Below are 14,375 nucleotides of genomic sequence, written 5' to 3'. Positions count from 1 at the left end.
ATCGGCCTGCAGGCCGATCCCCATGCGTGGACGCCCGCCAGCGACAGCGGCGAAGCCGCGGCTCCCTTCGCCGCCCTGATCCCCTGCGCCAGCCGGCCTGAAAAGCTCTGGCCGCATGCCGATTGGGTGGCTGTGGGCCAGGCCTTGAAGGCCAAAGGCTGGCAGGTGGCGATCTTCTGGGGCAGCCCGGAAGAACAACAGCGCGCCCAGGCCCTGGCCGCCGACCTGGGTGGCAGCGTGCCGCCCTTCCTCACCGTGGCCCAGGCCGCCGACACCCTGGCCCAGGCCCAGGTCGTCATCGGGCTGGACACCGGCATGAGCCACCTGGCCGCAGCCCATGGTCGCCCCACGGTGGGCATCTACTGCGACCACGAACCCGGCCTGGCCGGACTGCGTGGTTCAGGCCCCGTCGTCAGCCTGGGCGGCAAAGGCCAGGTGCCCAGCCGCGATGCCGTGCTCAACGCCATCTCGCAGGTCCTCGCCGCAAAGTAAAGCGAAGCGCCGCAGCCGCCGGGCACTCACCTGGCGGCCAATGCCACAATCCCCGGCGCGGCAGTTCTGCCGGCACCCCGCCACCTCACACGCTCATGGACTTTTCTGACACCTATGCCCGCCTGAAAGGCTACCTGCGCCCCCAATGGCGCATGCTGGTCGCCGCCGTGCTGTTCTTCCTGCTGAGCTCTGCAGTCGAGCCCCTGGTGCCCGCCCTGTTCAAGAAACTGATCGACTCGGGCTTCAAGGAAGGACTGAAGTACCCGCTGTGGCTGGTGCCCATCGTGGTCATCGGCCTGTTCGTGGCCCGTGGGACCTTCAACTTCGCAGGCTCGTTCGTGATGAACTCGGCCACATCGGCCATCGTGCTCAACCTGCGGCGCGACCTGATGCGCGCCCTGCTGCGTGCCGACGCCAAGCTCTTCACCACGATCAGCCCCGGCATCGCCGTCAGCAAAATCATCAACGACCCGCAGTCGGCCGCCTCCGGCATGGGCGGCTCGGTCATCTCCATCATCCGGGACGCGTCCACACTCGTCTTCCTGGTCGCCTACCTGCTCTACCTCAACCCGCAGCTCACCCTGCTGGCCTTCGTCTCCATGCCCCTGCTGGCCTTCAGCGTCAAGCTGATCCGCAAGCGCCTCAACAAGGTGGGCGAAGCGCAGTACCTGGCCCAGCAAAAGCTGGTGTCCACGGTGGACGACAACGCCCGAGCCTGGCGCGTGGTGCGCACCTTCGACGCCGTCGACTTCGAGCTCGACCGATTCGAGAAGGACGCCGTCCACCACCGGCGCATGACCATGAAGCAGGTCGCCACCAGCGCCCTGGTCACCCCCATCACCCAGGTGCTGGCCGCCGTGGGCGTCTCCATCATCCTCACGCTGGCCATCTGGCAAGCCAGCGAGGGCGCCTCCACCGTCGGCGAGTTCGTGTCCTTCATCACCGCCCTGCTGATGACGATCTCGCCCATGCGCCACCTGACCGACGTCTACACCCCCATCAGTGGCGCGCTGATCACCCTCAAAGGCGCCTTTGAGCTGATCAACGCCCCGCCCGAGCCCGATCTTGGCACTCTGGAGATGCCCGTCTCGCGCGGCGAAATCACCTTCGACAACGTCACCCTGCAGTACGAAGGCGCCAGCACGCCCGCCCTCAACGGCCTGAACCTGACCATCGGCGGCGGCCAGACCATCGCCCTGGTCGGCTCCTCAGGGGCCGGCAAAAGCACCGTGGTCAGCGCCCTGCTGCGCTTTGCCAACCCGGACAGCGGCCAGATCACGCTCGACGGCACGCCCATCAACGAGCTCAAGCTCGCCAGCCTGCGCCGCCACTTCGCCGTGGTCTCGCAAGACATCGTGCTGTTCGAAGGCTCTGTGGCCCAGAACGTGGCCTATGCCAGCCCCCTGGGCCTGGACCGCGCCAAGGTCGAGCAATGCCTGCGCGCCGCCAACCTCTGGAACCACATCCAGACCCTGCCCGATGGCATGGACGCCCACATCGGCACCAACGGCAGCAAGTTCTCCGGCGGCCAGCGCCAGCGCCTGGCCATCGCCCGCGCGCTCTACCGAGACGCCGCCATCTGGATCTTCGACGAAGCCACCTCCGCCCTCGACTCCGAATCCGAAGCCGTGGTGCAGCGCTCCATCGAAGACCTGCGCGGCAGCAAGACCCTCATCCTCATCGCCCACCGCCTCAGCACCATCCGCAATGCCGACCGCATCTGCGTCATGGCCGATGGCCGCGTGGTGGAAGAAGGCGACCACGCCGAACTCATGGCCCAGGGCGGCATCTACGCGGGCATGGTGCGCATCCAGTCGGCGCACTGAGCTGCGGCTGGCCCGTGTGCGCATGGGCCACCTGCGCTTTGGGTGAGGTGCTTTGCCAAAAATGCCACGCCAAGCCCACCGATTACACGGTTTACAGCCCGCCTTGATTGACGGATGATTTGACGTTCACATGGGCCTTTCTGGCCTGCGAAAGCCTGCTTCATTTCCATGGCCGACACCATCTTTGCTGATGCCCCCGCCCCCGGCTCGCTCTCTGGCGTGGCCCGCGTGCTCGTCAACGCCGGCAAGCTGGACGTGAAAGCCGCCGAATCCCTCACCAAAACCGCCCGCGACACCAAACGCAGCTTCGTGAGCACCCTGGTGGGCAGCGGCGCCATCCAGTCGGCCGACCTGGCCCACACCCTCTCGCGCGCGCTCGCCGTGCCCGTGATGGACCTGGCAGCCATCGACATGCAGCGCCTGCCCAAGGGCGTGATCGACAACAAGCTGTCGTCGCAGTACCAGGTGCTGGTCCTGTCCAAGCGCGGCAACCGCCTGTTTGTGGCGGGCGCCGACCCGACCGACCAGGAAGCCATCGAGCGCATCAAGTTCGCCACCCAGCTCACGCCCGAGTGGGTCATCGTCGAGCACGACAAGCTGAGCAAGCTCCTCGAAGGCCTGACCGCCACGGCGGAAGAACAGCTCTCGGCCCTGGCCTCGTCCGACTTCGAGTTCGACGTCACCGACGACATGGGCATGCCCGCCCCCGAGGCCACCGATGTGGCCAACGAGGTGGAAGACGCCCCGGTCGTGCGCTTCCTGCAGAAGATGCTGATCGACGCGATCAACGCCCGCGCCTCCGACATCCACTTCGAGCCCTACGAGTACAACTACCGCGTGCGCTTCCGGGTCGACGGCGAACTGCGCGAAGTCACCCAGCCGCCCATTGCCATCAAGGACAAGCTGGCCTCGCGCATCAAGGTCATCTCCAAGCTCGACATCGCCGAACGCCGCGTGCCGCAAGACGGCCGCATGAAGCTCAAGTTCGGCAGCAAGGCCATCGACTTCCGCGTCAGCACGCTGCCCACGCTGTTTGGCGAGAAGATCGTGATCCGGATCCTCGACCCGTCCAGCGCCAAGCTGGGCATCGATGCCCTGGGCTACGAACCGATCGAGAAGGAGCGCCTGCTCAACGCCATCAGCCGCCCCTACGGCATGGTGCTGGTCACCGGCCCCACGGGTTCGGGCAAGACGGTGTCGCTCTACACCTGCCTCAACATCCTGAACCAGCCAGGCGTCAACATTTCGACCGTGGAAGACCCGGCCGAAATCAACCTGCCCGGCATCAACCAGGTCAACGTCAACGACAAGGCGGGGATGAACTTCTCCGTGGCGCTCAAGGCTTTCCTGCGCCAGGACCCGGACGTGATCATGGTCGGCGAAATCCGCGACCTGGAAACCGCCGACATCGCCATCAAGGCCGCCCAGACCGGCCACATGGTGATGTCGACCCTGCACACCAACGACGCGCCCACCACCCTCACCCGGCTGATGAACATGGGCGTGCCCACGTTCAACATCGCCTCCAGCGTCATCCTGATCACGGCCCAGCGCCTGGCGCGCCGCCTGTGTGACGTCTGCAAAGTCCAGGGCGATTACCCGAAACAGGCCCTGCTCGACGCCGGTTACCGCGAAGAAGAGGTCGATGGCAGCTGGAAACCGTATCGTGCGATCGGTTGCTCATCGTGTAACAACGGTTACAAGGGTCGCGTCGGCATTTACCAAGTCATGCCCATCAGTGAGGAAATACAACGCATCATCCTCAGCCAGGGTACCGCCATGGACATCGCCCGACAGGCCAAGCTGGAAGGCGTGCGAGACTTGCGCGAATCTGGCCTGGTGAAGGTCAAGGCTGGTCTCACCTCCCTGGAGGAGGTCATCGCGGTGACCAACGTTTAAGCAATGACGCCCTGACGTCTCGGAGTTCCCACACATGGCCACGGCAGCAGCCAAGAAACCCCAGGAATTTGTCTTCGAATGGGAAGGCAAGGACCGCAACGGCAAGATCGTGCGGGGCGAGATGCGTGCCGGTGGCGAGGCCATGGTCGGGGCCAGCCTGCGCCGCCAGGGCATCCTGGTCAGCAAGGTCAAGAAGCGCCGCATGAGCGGTGGCAGTTCGGTCAAGCCGAAAGACATCGCCATCTTCACACGCCAGCTGGCCACCATGATGCGCGCCGGTGTGCCCCTGCTCCAGTCCTTCGACATCGTGGCCCGGGGCTCGACCAACCCACGCGTCACCAAGCTGCTCAACGACATCCGCGGGGATGTGGAAACCGGCACCAGCCTCTCGGCCGCCTTCCGCAAGCACCCCATGCACTTCGATTCGCTCTACTGCAACCTGGTGGAAGCCGGCGAAGCCGCGGGCATCCTGGAAACCCTGCTCGATCGCCTGGCCACCTACCAGGAAAAGACCATCGCCATCAAGCAGAAGATCAAGTCGGCGCTCACCTACCCGACCGCCGTGCTGGTCGTGGCCTTCGTGGTGGTGGCCGTGATCATGATCTTCGTGATCCCCGCCTTCAAGGAAGTGTTCACCTCCTTCGGTGCCGACCTGCCTGCCCCCACGCTCTTCGTGATGGGCATGTCCGAGATCTTCGTGTCCTACTGGTGGGCCATCTTCGGCAGCATCGGTGGCGGCCTGTACTTCTTCTTCCAGACCTGGAAGCGCTCGGAGGTCATGCAAAAACGCATGGACCGCCTGCTGCTCAAGATGCCGGTCTTTGGCGACCTGCTGTTCAAGTCGGCCGTGGCCCGCTGGACGCGCACCCTCGCCACCATGTTCGCCGCCGGCGTGCCCCTGGTGGAAGCACTCGATTCCGTGGGCGGTGCCGCTGGCAACGCCGTGTTCGCCGAGGCCACCGAGCAGATCCAGCGCGATGTCTCCACCGGCACCGGCCTGACCACCTCCATGCAGACCACCGGCCTCTTCCCCGTCATGGTGCTGCAGATGGCCGCCATCGGCGAAGAATCCGGCTCGCTCGACGCCATGCTGGGCAAGGCGGCCGACTTCTACGAAGAAGAAGTCGACGAAGCCGTGAAGGCCCTCTCCAGCCTGATGGAGCCTTTCATCATCGTGTTCCTGGGCACCATCATCGGCGGCATCGTCGTCTCGATGTACCTGCCCATCTTCAAGCTCGGCCAGGTGGTTTGACCCCTTGATGTTCTTCGATCCCGCCACCCTCGCCTTCCTGTCCGACACCGTTCTCACCCCCTGGGGCCTCGCGCTCCTGGGTTTGTGCGTCGGCAGCTTCCTCAACGTCGTCATCCACCGCCTGCCCAAGATCCTCGAAGCGCAGTGGCAGATCGACGCTGCGGCCACGCTGGGCCAAACCCTGCCCGCCGGCGTGATGGAGCCCACCGAGGTGATCAGCCTGTCCAGGCCGCGTTCGCGCTGCCCAGCCTGCGGCCACCCCATCCGCTGGTTTGAAAACATCCCCCTGCTGAGCTGGCTGGCCCTGCGCGGCAAGTGCTCGGCCTGCGGCACCGCCATCTCGGTGCGCTACCCCCTGATCGAACTGGCCACGGCCGCCCTGTTTGCGGCCTGTGGCGTGCACTTCGGCGCCCAGCCCACCACCCTGCTGTGGTGCGGCTTCGTGGCCGTGCTGGTGGCCGCCTCCGCCATCGACTGGGACACCACCCTCCTGCCCGACGACCTGACCCTGCCCCTGCTCTGGGCCGGCCTGGTGGCGGCGGGGTTGGGCTGGAACCTGCCCCTGGCCGATGCCCTGTGGGGTGCTGTGGCCGGCTACCTGTCGCTCTGGTCGGTCTACTGGTTCTTCAAGCTGGCCACTGGCAAGGAAGGCATGGGCCATGGCGACTTCAAGCTCCTGGCCGCCATGGGCGCCTGGCTGGGCGCCCCCATGATCCTGCCCATCGTGCTGGGCTCGTCCATCATCGGTGCGGTGGTGGGCATCGGCATGAAGCTCAACAGCAGCCTGCGCGAAGGCGTTTACGTGCCCTATGGCCCCTTCCTGGCCGGTGCGGGCCTGGTGGTCACGCTGGCGGGATCCGAGCGGGTGCTGGGATGGCTGGGCTGGGCCTGAAAATCGGGCTGACGGGCGGCATCGGCAGCGGCAAGTCCACCGTCAGCCAGATGCTGGTGGCGCTGGGCGCCCACCTCGTCGACACCGATGCCATCTCGCGCGCGCTCACGGCCCCGGGCGGGGCTGCCATCCCCGCCATCGCCACACAGTTTGGCGAGCACCTGATCGACACACAGGGCGCCATGGACCGCGCCCGCATGCGCGAACTCGCCTTTGCCGATGCCAGTGTGCTGCAGCGCCTGGAGGCCATCCTGCACCCCCTGATCGGTCAACATGCCGATGCCCACGCCGCCGTGGCCCTGCCCGGCCAGCACATCGTCTACGACGTGCCGCTGCTGGTGGAATCGGGCGATCGCTGGCGCAACAAGGTCGACCGCATCCTCGTGATCGACACCGAGACCAGCACCCAGGTGCAGCGCGTGATGGCCCGCTCGGGCTGGTCGCGCGAGGCCGTCGAGGCGGTGCTGGCCAAACAGGCCACCCGGGAAGCCCGACGCGCCATGGCCGATCACCTCATCCTCAATGAAGGATTGAGCCTTGAAGAACTGCGAGCCGAGGTCGAGAAGGTCTGGCGCTTGTGGAACAATGCACACGATGCTGTGTGAACTGCTTCAGGTGGCGCGTTGATCCTCTACGAATACCCTTTCGGTGAAAGCATCCGCACCATGTTGCGGCTGGAACACCTCTTCGACCGCCTCACCACGCTGATGTGGCGCGAAGCCCCGGTGGACCACCACTTTGCGCTCGCCACCATCTTCGAAGTGATGGACGTCGCCTCGCGCGCCGACCTGAAAAGCGACCTGCTGCGCGACCTCGACCGCTACAAGGCCCAGTTCATGTCCTACCGCGGCAACCCCGCGATCCAGGAATCGGTGCTCGACGAGGTGCTGGCCCGCATCGAACGCGTGCATCACGGCCTGCACCAGCTGCAAGGCAAGGCAGGCCAGACCCTGGCCAGCAACGACTGGCTGATGAGCATCCGCAGCCGCATCAACATCCCCGGCGGCACCTGCGAATTCGACCTGCCGGCCTATTACGCCTGGCAGCACCTGCCCGCGGCCCAGCGCCAGACCGATCTGCAACAGTGGGTGGCCTCCCTGAGCCCCCTGGCCGATGCCCTCAAGCTCATGCTTGGCCTGCTGCGCGACGCCGGCCACCCGCACATGGTGGCAGCCCCCTGCGGGCAGTACCAGCAAAGCCTCAAGGAAAACCGCAGCCCTCTGCTGCTGCGCCTGCGCATCGATCCGGGCCTGGGCCTGATCCCCGAAATCAGCGCCAACCGCCTGATGGTGTCGGTGCGGCTGATGCGCCCGGATGCCGAAGGCAAGCTCAAGATCGCCTCGGACGTCGACGCCGGCTTCGAACTCACCCTCTGCGCCTGAACCGCCATGAGCCAGCCCGACACCGGCGCACCCGCGCCCAAAAAAGCCCTTGAAGTGCGCTGCCCCTCCTGCGGCACCATGCACCTCTACAGCACCGAAAACCCCTACCGCCCCTTCTGCAGCAAGGGCTGCAAGGCCATCGACCTGGGCGCCTGGGCGAGCGAGTCCTACAGGGTTGAGGCCAAGCCGAGCAGCGAAGACCTGCTTGACGACCCCACCGCTTGAGGGGCTCCAGGGGCCACTGACGCCCCCACGCCCTTCCTGACGCACCCACACCCCGATGGGTTCGCAGGCATGCGCCAGAATCCAGCCCCACGTTCCAAGAGGCCAAGATGAAGACTTACCAATGTGTTGTGTGCGGTTTTGTGTATGACGAGGCCCAGGGCCGCCCGGAAGACGGCATCGCGCCCGGCACCCTGTGGGCCGATGTGCCCGATGGCTGGGAATGCCCGGACTGCGGCGTCGGCAAGTCCGACTTCGAACTGATCGAGATCTGAGCGGAGCACAGGCATGACTGAAGCGGTCGTCATCATCGGCTCCGGCCTGGCGGGCTACAACCTGGCGCGCGAGCTGCGCAAGGCCGACGCCAACGTGCCCATCACGGTCGTGAGCCGCGACCACGCGGGCTTCTACTCCAAGCCCATGCTCTCGAACGCGCTGGCCGGCAAGAAGACCGCCGCCACGCTGGTGATGAAGCCCGCCGAGAAAATGGCCGACGAAGTCAAGATCACGGTGCTGGCCCAGACCGGCGTCACCGCGATCGACACCGCGGCCCGCGTGCTGACCCTGTCCAACGGCCAGACCCTGCCCTACCGCGATGTGGTGCTGGCCCTGGGTGCAGACCCGATCCGCCTGCCGCTGCAGGGCGATGCGGCCGACACGGTGCTGTCGGTCAATGACCTGGACGACTTCGCCCGCTTCGCCGAGGCGCTGGACACGGCCGCTGGCGGTGCCCCCGTGCAGCGTGTGGCCATCCTGGGTGCGGGCCTGATCGGCTGCGAGTTCGCCAACGACCTGCTGGCCCGCGGCATCGCGCCCACGGTGCTCGATCTGGCCGAGCGCGTGCTGCCCCGGCTTCTGCCGCCCGAGGCCTCGGCCCGGCTGCAAGAGAAACTGCAGGCCGGTGGGGCCTGCTTCCGCTTTGGCGTGGGCGCCAGCGCCGTGAACCGCTCGGGCCAGGCCCTGAGCGTGAGCCTGAGCGACGGCAGCACGCTGGACACCGACCTGGTCCTCTCGGCCATCGGCCTGAAGCCCCGCACCGACCTGGCGGCGGCCGCCGGCGTGGCCACAGGCCGTGGCGTGCTGGTCAACCGCCAGCTGGCCACCAACGTGCCCCATGTCTACGCCGTGGGCGATTGCGCCGAGGTCGATGGCACCCTGTTGCCCTACGTGATGCCGCTGATGCAGCAGGCCCGCGCCCTGGCGGCCACCCTGGCCGGCACCCCGACCGCCGTGGCCTACCCGGCCATGCCCGTGGTGGTGAAGACGCCCGCCTGGCCCACCGTGGTCTGCCCGCCCCCGTTGGGTGCAACAGGCCAATGGGTGATCAACGCCACGGAAGAGGCCATCGAGGCCCGCTTCACGGCCGAAGCCGACCCCGACCGCCTGCTGGGTTTCGCCCTGCAGGGCAAGGCCGTGGCGCAACGCCAGGCCCTGGCAGCCCTGCTGCCGCCCGTGTTGGGCTGAACAAGTCAGACTGCTGACGCTGCCGCGCCCCCTCCAGGCCAGGGGGTGGTACGGTCGCGCCCGTGACTCAGCCGGTTTGAACGCGCACCCTGATTGCGTTAACCTTGAGCCCCTTTCGGGTCAGCGCCTCCATCAGGAGGGGCTGCAGCTGGCGCAATTTGGCCGACACGGCCGAATTCGCCGCCAGCAAGGTCCAGCCCTCGTCGTCGATGGGACCGGCCTTCACGTGGGGTGCCATCGCTGGTGGCAAACAACCCCGAACCACTTCCAGGCAGGCCTGCGACGCCTTCAGGCGCTGCATCAGGCTGGCCAGGGGGCTGGATCGGGTCAGGGCGCGATCGACCGCGGGCACATCCGGCACCATGGGCCGGTAGCTCAGGGTCGAGAAGGCCCGCCCCGCAGGAGGTTTGCCGCGGGCGTTCATGGCTGAAGGTTCAATGCAGAAAGTAGTCGCATGCAGATCTTGATCACGACCAGTGTGTTGTCGCGCCCCCGTATTGTGCAGTTCACGGCGTGGCGCCTGGTCCTGACGCTGCTGGCGCTGACCATCCCGATGATGATGCTGAGCCTGGCGCTCTACCACGGGATCGTGCTCAAGGCAGCCCGCGAGCACTGGCCCATCATCTCCGAAGCCGTGCGCTATGTGGAACGACAGGAGCTGGCCCAGCGCGACCGCTACATGCGCGAAAACCTCGATGCCATGGCCGTGAAGATGGGCGACCTGCAGGCCCGCCTGTTGCGCCTGGAAGCCGTGAGCGAGCGCGTGGCCGGCATGGCCGGCATCAAGGCCGATGAGCTCAAGCAAATCGAACCCGCACCCAAGGGAGCGGCCGGTGGCCCCCTGGTGGGTCTGCGCGAGGTGCCGGCCTCGTCGGCGACGCTGGCCGATCTGAACAGCGCGATGGGCGACCTCGAAGCCCTGAGCGACCGCCACGCCGACGTCTTCACCCTGATCGAATCCCGCCTGTTCGAGAAGCGCCTGGATGCGCTGATGGTGCCCAGCAGCGCCCCGGTGGATGGCCCCATCGGCTCGGGCTTCGGCTTCCGCGCCGACCCCTTCACAGGCCATGCCGCCTTGCACACCGGCCTGGATTTTCCCGCCGACGTCGGCACCCCCATCATGGCCGCAGCCGGTGGGGTGGTGCTCTCGGCGGGGCCCCATCCGCAGTACGGCCAGCTGGTCGAACTGGACCACGGCAATGGCCTGGTGACGCGCTACGCCCACACCTCGCGCATGCTGGTCAAGCAGGGCGACCTGGTCAAGCGCGGGCAGAAGATCGCCGAGGTGGGCTCCACCGGGCGATCGACCGGACCCCACCTGCACTTCGAGGTGCTGGTGGAGGGCGTACAGCAGAACCCCTCGCGCTTCCTCTCGCAACAGGCCCGTGTCGGCAATCCCACGGCTTCACCAAACGGCAACAACGTTGCCGTACATTGATCGCCCATGACCCGATTCAAGGCCCCGAGACTGGGCTGGCACCTGCTGCTGGCCCTGTTGATGCTGCTGATGCAGCAGGGGGCCTTGCGCCATGGCGTCCAGCACATCAAGGGTGAAGACGGCGCCCCGACGCACACCCTGTGCAAGGACTGCCTGAGCTTCCATGCGGCCGAGCAGGCCCTGGCGGGCGACACCGCCCCCGCCCTGCTGCACCCGGCCCTGACGCAGGCCCCGCCCGAGCCTGGCTGGGCCAGCCACCTTGGCGCTTTCCGCGCCAGCTACCGCTCACGCGCCCCTCCCGTTCTCTCTGCCTGAACTCGTCCTGCAGACCCGCCATGCACTGGCCGGTCTGCGCTCACCATTTTGTTCAGCCGCCTGCCACCGCGCAGGCGCAGAGAGATCCCATGCGCATTCCCCTTTCCCGCCTGACCCTGGCCCTGATGACCACCGGGGTCGTGCCCGCGGCCCTGGCCGCCCCCACGAACGAGCTGGCCGCCATGCAGGCCCAGATCGACGCCCTCAAACAGGCCTACGACGCCCGCATCCAGGCCCTCGAAGCCCAACTGCAGGCCGCACAGCGGGGCGCGTCTGCCGCCGCCGCTGCCCCCCAGGCAGAAGCGCCCCCAGCGGCCGTGACGCCCGTGGCCGCCCCTTCGGTCGCCGCCTCGGCGAACGGCTTCAACCCGCAGGTCGCCGTGATCCTGAGCGGCACCTACAGCGCCCTGCAACGCGACCCCGGCACCTGGCAGATGGGCGGCTTCCAGCCCACGGGTGGCGAGGTCGGCCCGGGCACACGCGGCTTCAATCTGGGCGAGTCGGAGATGACGCTGAGCGCCAACATCGACCCCTGGTTCTTCGGTTCGCTGACGATGGCCGTCTCCCCCGAAAACGAGATCTCGGCCGAAGAGGCCTTTGTGCAGACGCGCGCCCTGCCCGCGGGCTTGCAGGTCAAGGCCGGTCGCTTCTTCTCTGGCGTAGGCTACCTGAACGAACAGCACGCCCACACCTGGGACTTCGTCGACGCGCCCCTGGCCTACCAGGCCTTCTTTGGCGGACAGTTCAAGCAGGAGGGTGTGCAGGCACGCTGGCTGGCGCCCACCGAGCAGTTCCTGGAACTCACTGCCGAGCTGGGCAAGGGGGCCGACTTTCCCGGCACCGACCGCAACCGCAATGGGGCGGGATCGGTCGTGCTGGCGGCCCACACGGGGGGTGATGTGGGCGACAGCAACTCGTGGCGTGCCGGCGTGAGCTGGCTGCGCCACGAGGCGCAAGACCGCGAATGGAACACCACCGACCTCGCCGGCAACGAGGTCACCAACGCCTTCACCGGCCGCAGCCAGCTCTGGGTGCTGGACGGCGTCTGGAAATGGGCGCCCTATGGCAACGCCACCCGCACCAACTTCAAGCTGCAGGGCGAGTACTTCCGCCGTCGCGAAACGGGCGATGTCACCTATGACACGACCGATGTCAGCGGCAATGGCTCGCCCTTGGCGGGGTACCGATCGGCCCAATCCGGCTGGTACCTGCAGGGGGTCTACCAGTTCGCCCCCAGCTGGCGCGTGGGCCTGCGCCACGACCGCCTCGACAGCGGCAGCGTCCGCTACGGCAGCAATGGCCTGTACCTGGCCGACAGCACCTACAACCCCCAGCGCAACAGCCTGATGGTGGATTGGTCGCTCAGCGAGTTCAGCCGCTGGCGCCTGCAGGTGAGCGACGACCGCGCCCGCGAAGGCGTGAAGGACAAGCAGCTCTTTCTGCAGTACCAGATGAGCCTGGGCGCCCACGGCGCGCACAGCTACTGAGCCAGCCCACGCACAAGGAACACACCATGACATCCGTTTCCGCCTTGTCACGCCCTGCCCAGGGCCTCGCGCTGGCCGCCGCGCTCGTGGCCACCGCCCTGCCCGCCCACGCCCTCAAGGTCGTGGCCTGCGAACCCGAATGGGGCGCCCTGACCCGCGAACTGGCCGGCGACCAGGCCAGCGTCTACGTGGCCACCAACGCCATGCAGGACCCCCACCAGGTGCAAGCCAAACCCAGCCTGATCGCCGCCGTGCGCAGCGCCGACCTGCTGGTCTGCACCGGCGCCGAGCTGGAGGTCGGCTGGCTGCCCGTGCTGCAGCGCCAATCCGGCAACGCCAAGGTGCAGGAGGGCCAGCCCGGCACCTTCTTCGCCGCCGATTTCGTGCGCAAGCTGGAAGTGCCCACCCGCCTGGACCGTGCCGATGGCGACGTGCACGCCGCTGGCAACCCCCACATCCAGACCGATCCGCGCAACATCGCGGCCGTGGCCCCAGCCCTGGCGCGCAAGCTGGCCGAACTCGACCCCGCCCAGGCCGCCACCTACCAGCGCCGCCTGGCGGACTTCCAGGTCCGCTGGACCGCCGCCACCACGCGCTGGACCCAGGCTGCCGCCCCCCTGAAGGGCACGGCCATCGTGGTCCAGCACAAGGGCTTTCCTTACCTGGAAGCCTGGCTGGGCCTGAAGCAGGTCGCCTCCCTGGAGCCCAAACCCGGGGTGGAACCCAGCAGCGCCCACCTGGCCGAGGTGCTGCAACAGCTGCAGCGCACGCCGGCCAAGGTCGTGCTCCGCGCCGCCTACAACGATGGCCGCGGCAGCCAGTGGCTGTCGGAGCGCGCCCACATCCCGGTGGCGGTGCTGCCTTTCACCGTGGGTGGCAGCGACAAGGCCAAGGACCTCTTCGGCCTGTTCGACGACACCGTCGCCCAGCTGCTCCAGGCTGTGAAGTGAAACCGGGCACCCCATGAACCTCACCCTCCACACCCAGGCCCTGGACTGGGCCATCCTGGGCCCGGCCCTGATCGCCGGCCTGCTCGTGCTCGCCACCCACGTGCCCCTGGGCCTGCAGGTGCTGCGCAAAGGCATTGTCTTCATCGACCTGGCGATCGCGCAGATCGCCGGCCTGGGCGTGATGGCGGCCGACGCCCTCGGCTGGGAACCGCAGGGCTGGGCGGTGCAGGCCTCGGCGGCACTGGCTGCGCTGCTGGGCGCCGCCCTGCTGACCTGGCTGGAGCGCCGCTGGCCCGAGATCCAGGAGGCCCTGATCGGGACCCTGTTCGTGCTGGCCTCCAGCCTCGGCATCCTGCTGCTGGCGGGCAACCCGCACGGAGGGGAACACCTCAAGGACCTGCTCGTCGGGCAGATCCTGTGGGTGAGCTGGGGCCAGCTGGGCGCCATGGCCGCGCTCACGGCGTTGTTGCTGGCCGCCTGGGTCGGGCTGCGCACCCGACCGGACTCGGGCCTGGGGCGGGCCGGCTTCTACGTCGTCTTCGCCCTGGCCGTGACGGCCTCGGTGCAGCTGGTGGGCGTCTACCTCGTCTTCAGCAGCCTGATCATGCCGGCCCTGGCCGTGCGCCACGCCCCGGCGCGCTGGCAGATGCCCCTGGCGTGGGTGGCCGGCGCGCTGGCCTATGCCATCGGGCTGGCGCTCTCGGCGGTGCTCGACCTGCCCTCCGGTGCGGTGGTGGTGCAGGCCATGGCCCTGGT

16 protein-coding genes are annotated in these 14,375 nt (G+C 67.6%); 15 read left to right on the top strand and 1 reads right to left on the bottom strand.

Annotation, left to right across the window (positions count from 1 at the left end):
- The 10 genes from QZ994_RS14210 to QZ994_RS14165 form a co-directional block, all read left to right on the top strand.
- A partial coding sequence (locus QZ994_RS14210; RefSeq protein WP_290872847.1) for a glycosyltransferase family 9 protein occupies positions 1 to 492 on the top strand: 492 nt, incomplete at its 5' end.
- A 95-nt stretch (positions 493 to 587) separates the two neighbouring features.
- Positions 588 to 2,318, top strand: coding sequence for an ABC transporter transmembrane domain-containing protein (locus QZ994_RS14205; protein WP_290872844.1), 1,731 nt, complete (start codon positions 588 to 590; stop codon positions 2,316 to 2,318).
- A gap of 168 nt (positions 2,319 to 2,486) precedes the next feature.
- Positions 2,487 to 4,217: a type IV-A pilus assembly ATPase PilB gene (gene pilB / locus QZ994_RS14200; RefSeq protein WP_290872841.1), complete on the top strand. Its 1,731-nt coding sequence runs from the start codon at positions 2,487 to 2,489 to the stop codon at positions 4,215 to 4,217.
- Between the two features lie 34 nt (positions 4,218 to 4,251).
- Positions 4,252 to 5,469 carry a type II secretion system F family protein gene (locus tag QZ994_RS14195; protein ID WP_290872839.1) on the top strand — a complete coding sequence of 406 codons (1,218 nt, stop codon included), beginning with the start codon at positions 4,252 to 4,254 and terminating at the stop codon, positions 5,467 to 5,469.
- Positions 5,470 to 5,476: 7 nt separating this feature from the next.
- Complete coding sequence (locus QZ994_RS14190; RefSeq protein ID WP_290872837.1) at positions 5,477 to 6,361, top strand: A24 family peptidase; 885 nt, start codon at positions 5,477 to 5,479, stop codon at positions 6,359 to 6,361.
- Positions 6,343 to 6,966, top strand: coding sequence for a dephospho-CoA kinase (gene coaE, locus QZ994_RS14185; protein ID WP_290872835.1), 624 nt, complete (start codon positions 6,343 to 6,345; stop codon positions 6,964 to 6,966). The genes QZ994_RS14190 and coaE overlap by 19 nt, the downstream gene beginning before the upstream one ends.
- Positions 6,967 to 6,984: 18 nt before the next feature.
- A complete protein-coding gene (gene zapD, locus QZ994_RS14180; RefSeq protein WP_290872833.1) occupies positions 6,985 to 7,743 on the top strand; it encodes a cell division protein ZapD in 759 nt (252 codons plus the stop codon).
- Between the two features lie 6 nt (positions 7,744 to 7,749).
- A complete protein-coding gene (locus tag QZ994_RS14175) occupies positions 7,750 to 7,968 on the top strand; it encodes a DNA gyrase inhibitor YacG (protein ID WP_290872831.1) in 219 nt (72 codons plus the stop codon).
- A gap of 107 nt (positions 7,969 to 8,075) precedes the next feature.
- Positions 8,076 to 8,240: a rubredoxin gene (locus QZ994_RS14170; RefSeq protein WP_290872829.1), complete on the top strand. Its 165-nt coding sequence runs from the start codon at positions 8,076 to 8,078 to the stop codon at positions 8,238 to 8,240.
- A 13-nt stretch (positions 8,241 to 8,253) separates the two neighbouring features.
- Positions 8,254 to 9,429 carry an FAD-dependent oxidoreductase gene (locus tag QZ994_RS14165; RefSeq protein ID WP_290872827.1) on the top strand — a complete coding sequence of 392 codons (1,176 nt, stop codon included), beginning with the start codon at positions 8,254 to 8,256 and terminating at the stop codon, positions 9,427 to 9,429.
- Between the two features lie 67 nt (positions 9,430 to 9,496).
- Here QZ994_RS14165 and QZ994_RS14160 read toward each other — a convergent pair whose 3' ends face one another.
- Positions 9,497 to 9,853 carry a DciA family protein gene (locus QZ994_RS14160; protein ID WP_290872825.1) on the bottom strand — a complete coding sequence of 119 codons (357 nt, stop codon included), beginning with the start codon at positions 9,851 to 9,853 and terminating at the stop codon, positions 9,497 to 9,499.
- 30 nt (positions 9,854 to 9,883) lie between these two features.
- On the opposite strand from QZ994_RS14160, the gene QZ994_RS14155 reads away from it, so the two are divergent.
- The 5 genes from QZ994_RS14155 to QZ994_RS14135 form a co-directional block, all read left to right on the top strand.
- Entirely contained in the window at positions 9,884 to 10,867 is a 984-nt protein-coding gene (locus tag QZ994_RS14155) for a M23 family metallopeptidase (protein WP_290872823.1), read from the top strand.
- Positions 10,868 to 10,873: 6 nt separating this feature from the next.
- A complete protein-coding gene (locus QZ994_RS14150; RefSeq protein ID WP_290872821.1) occupies positions 10,874 to 11,182 on the top strand; it encodes a hypothetical protein in 309 nt (102 codons plus the stop codon).
- 89 nt (positions 11,183 to 11,271) lie between these two features.
- Positions 11,272 to 12,669 carry a hypothetical protein gene (locus tag QZ994_RS14145; protein WP_290872819.1) on the top strand — a complete coding sequence of 466 codons (1,398 nt, stop codon included), beginning with the start codon at positions 11,272 to 11,274 and terminating at the stop codon, positions 12,667 to 12,669.
- A 26-nt stretch (positions 12,670 to 12,695) separates the two neighbouring features.
- Entirely contained in the window at positions 12,696 to 13,619 is a 924-nt protein-coding gene (locus QZ994_RS14140) for a zinc ABC transporter substrate-binding protein (RefSeq protein WP_290872817.1), read from the top strand.
- A 13-nt stretch (positions 13,620 to 13,632) separates the two neighbouring features.
- On the top strand, positions 13,633 to 14,375 hold a 743-nt coding region (locus QZ994_RS14135; RefSeq protein WP_290872814.1), incomplete at its 3' end, for a metal ABC transporter permease.

Origin of the sequence: Aquabacterium sp., assembly GCF_021768455.1 — a bacterium.
In the GTDB taxonomy this organism is placed as follows: Bacteria; Pseudomonadota; Gammaproteobacteria; order Burkholderiales; family Burkholderiaceae_C; genus Aquabacterium.
This window is presented reverse-complemented; position numbering and strand designations above follow the sequence as displayed.

Bases quoted from the DNA above. Each gene is read 5' to 3' on its own strand.
- QZ994_RS14170 (WP_290872829.1), top strand. From the start codon at position 8,076: ATGAAGACTTACCAATGTGTTGTGTGCGGTTTTGTGTATGACGAGGCC.
- coaE (WP_290872835.1), top strand. From the start codon at position 6,343: ATGGCTGGGCTGGGCCTGAAAATCGGGCTGACGGGCGGCATCGGCAGC.
- QZ994_RS14175 (WP_290872831.1), top strand. From the start codon at position 7,750: ATGAGCCAGCCCGACACCGGCGCACCCGCGCCCAAAAAAGCCCTTGAA.
- QZ994_RS14165 (WP_290872827.1), top strand. From the start codon at position 8,254: ATGACTGAAGCGGTCGTCATCATCGGCTCCGGCCTGGCGGGCTACAAC.
- QZ994_RS14195 (WP_290872839.1), top strand. From the start codon at position 4,252: ATGGCCACGGCAGCAGCCAAGAAACCCCAGGAATTTGTCTTCGAATGG.
- QZ994_RS14155 (WP_290872823.1), top strand. From the start codon at position 9,884: ATGCAGATCTTGATCACGACCAGTGTGTTGTCGCGCCCCCGTATTGTG.
- QZ994_RS14150 (WP_290872821.1), top strand. From the start codon at position 10,874: ATGACCCGATTCAAGGCCCCGAGACTGGGCTGGCACCTGCTGCTGGCC.
- QZ994_RS14145 (WP_290872819.1), top strand. From the start codon at position 11,272: ATGCGCATTCCCCTTTCCCGCCTGACCCTGGCCCTGATGACCACCGGG.
- QZ994_RS14140 (WP_290872817.1), top strand. From the start codon at position 12,696: ATGACATCCGTTTCCGCCTTGTCACGCCCTGCCCAGGGCCTCGCGCTG.
- QZ994_RS14205 (WP_290872844.1), top strand. From the start codon at position 588: ATGGACTTTTCTGACACCTATGCCCGCCTGAAAGGCTACCTGCGCCCC.
- pilB (WP_290872841.1), top strand. From the start codon at position 2,487: ATGGCCGACACCATCTTTGCTGATGCCCCCGCCCCCGGCTCGCTCTCT.
- QZ994_RS14190 (WP_290872837.1), top strand. From the start codon at position 5,477: ATGTTCTTCGATCCCGCCACCCTCGCCTTCCTGTCCGACACCGTTCTC.
- QZ994_RS14160 (WP_290872825.1), bottom strand. From the start codon at position 9,853: ATGAACGCCCGCGGCAAACCTCCTGCGGGGCGGGCCTTCTCGACCCTG.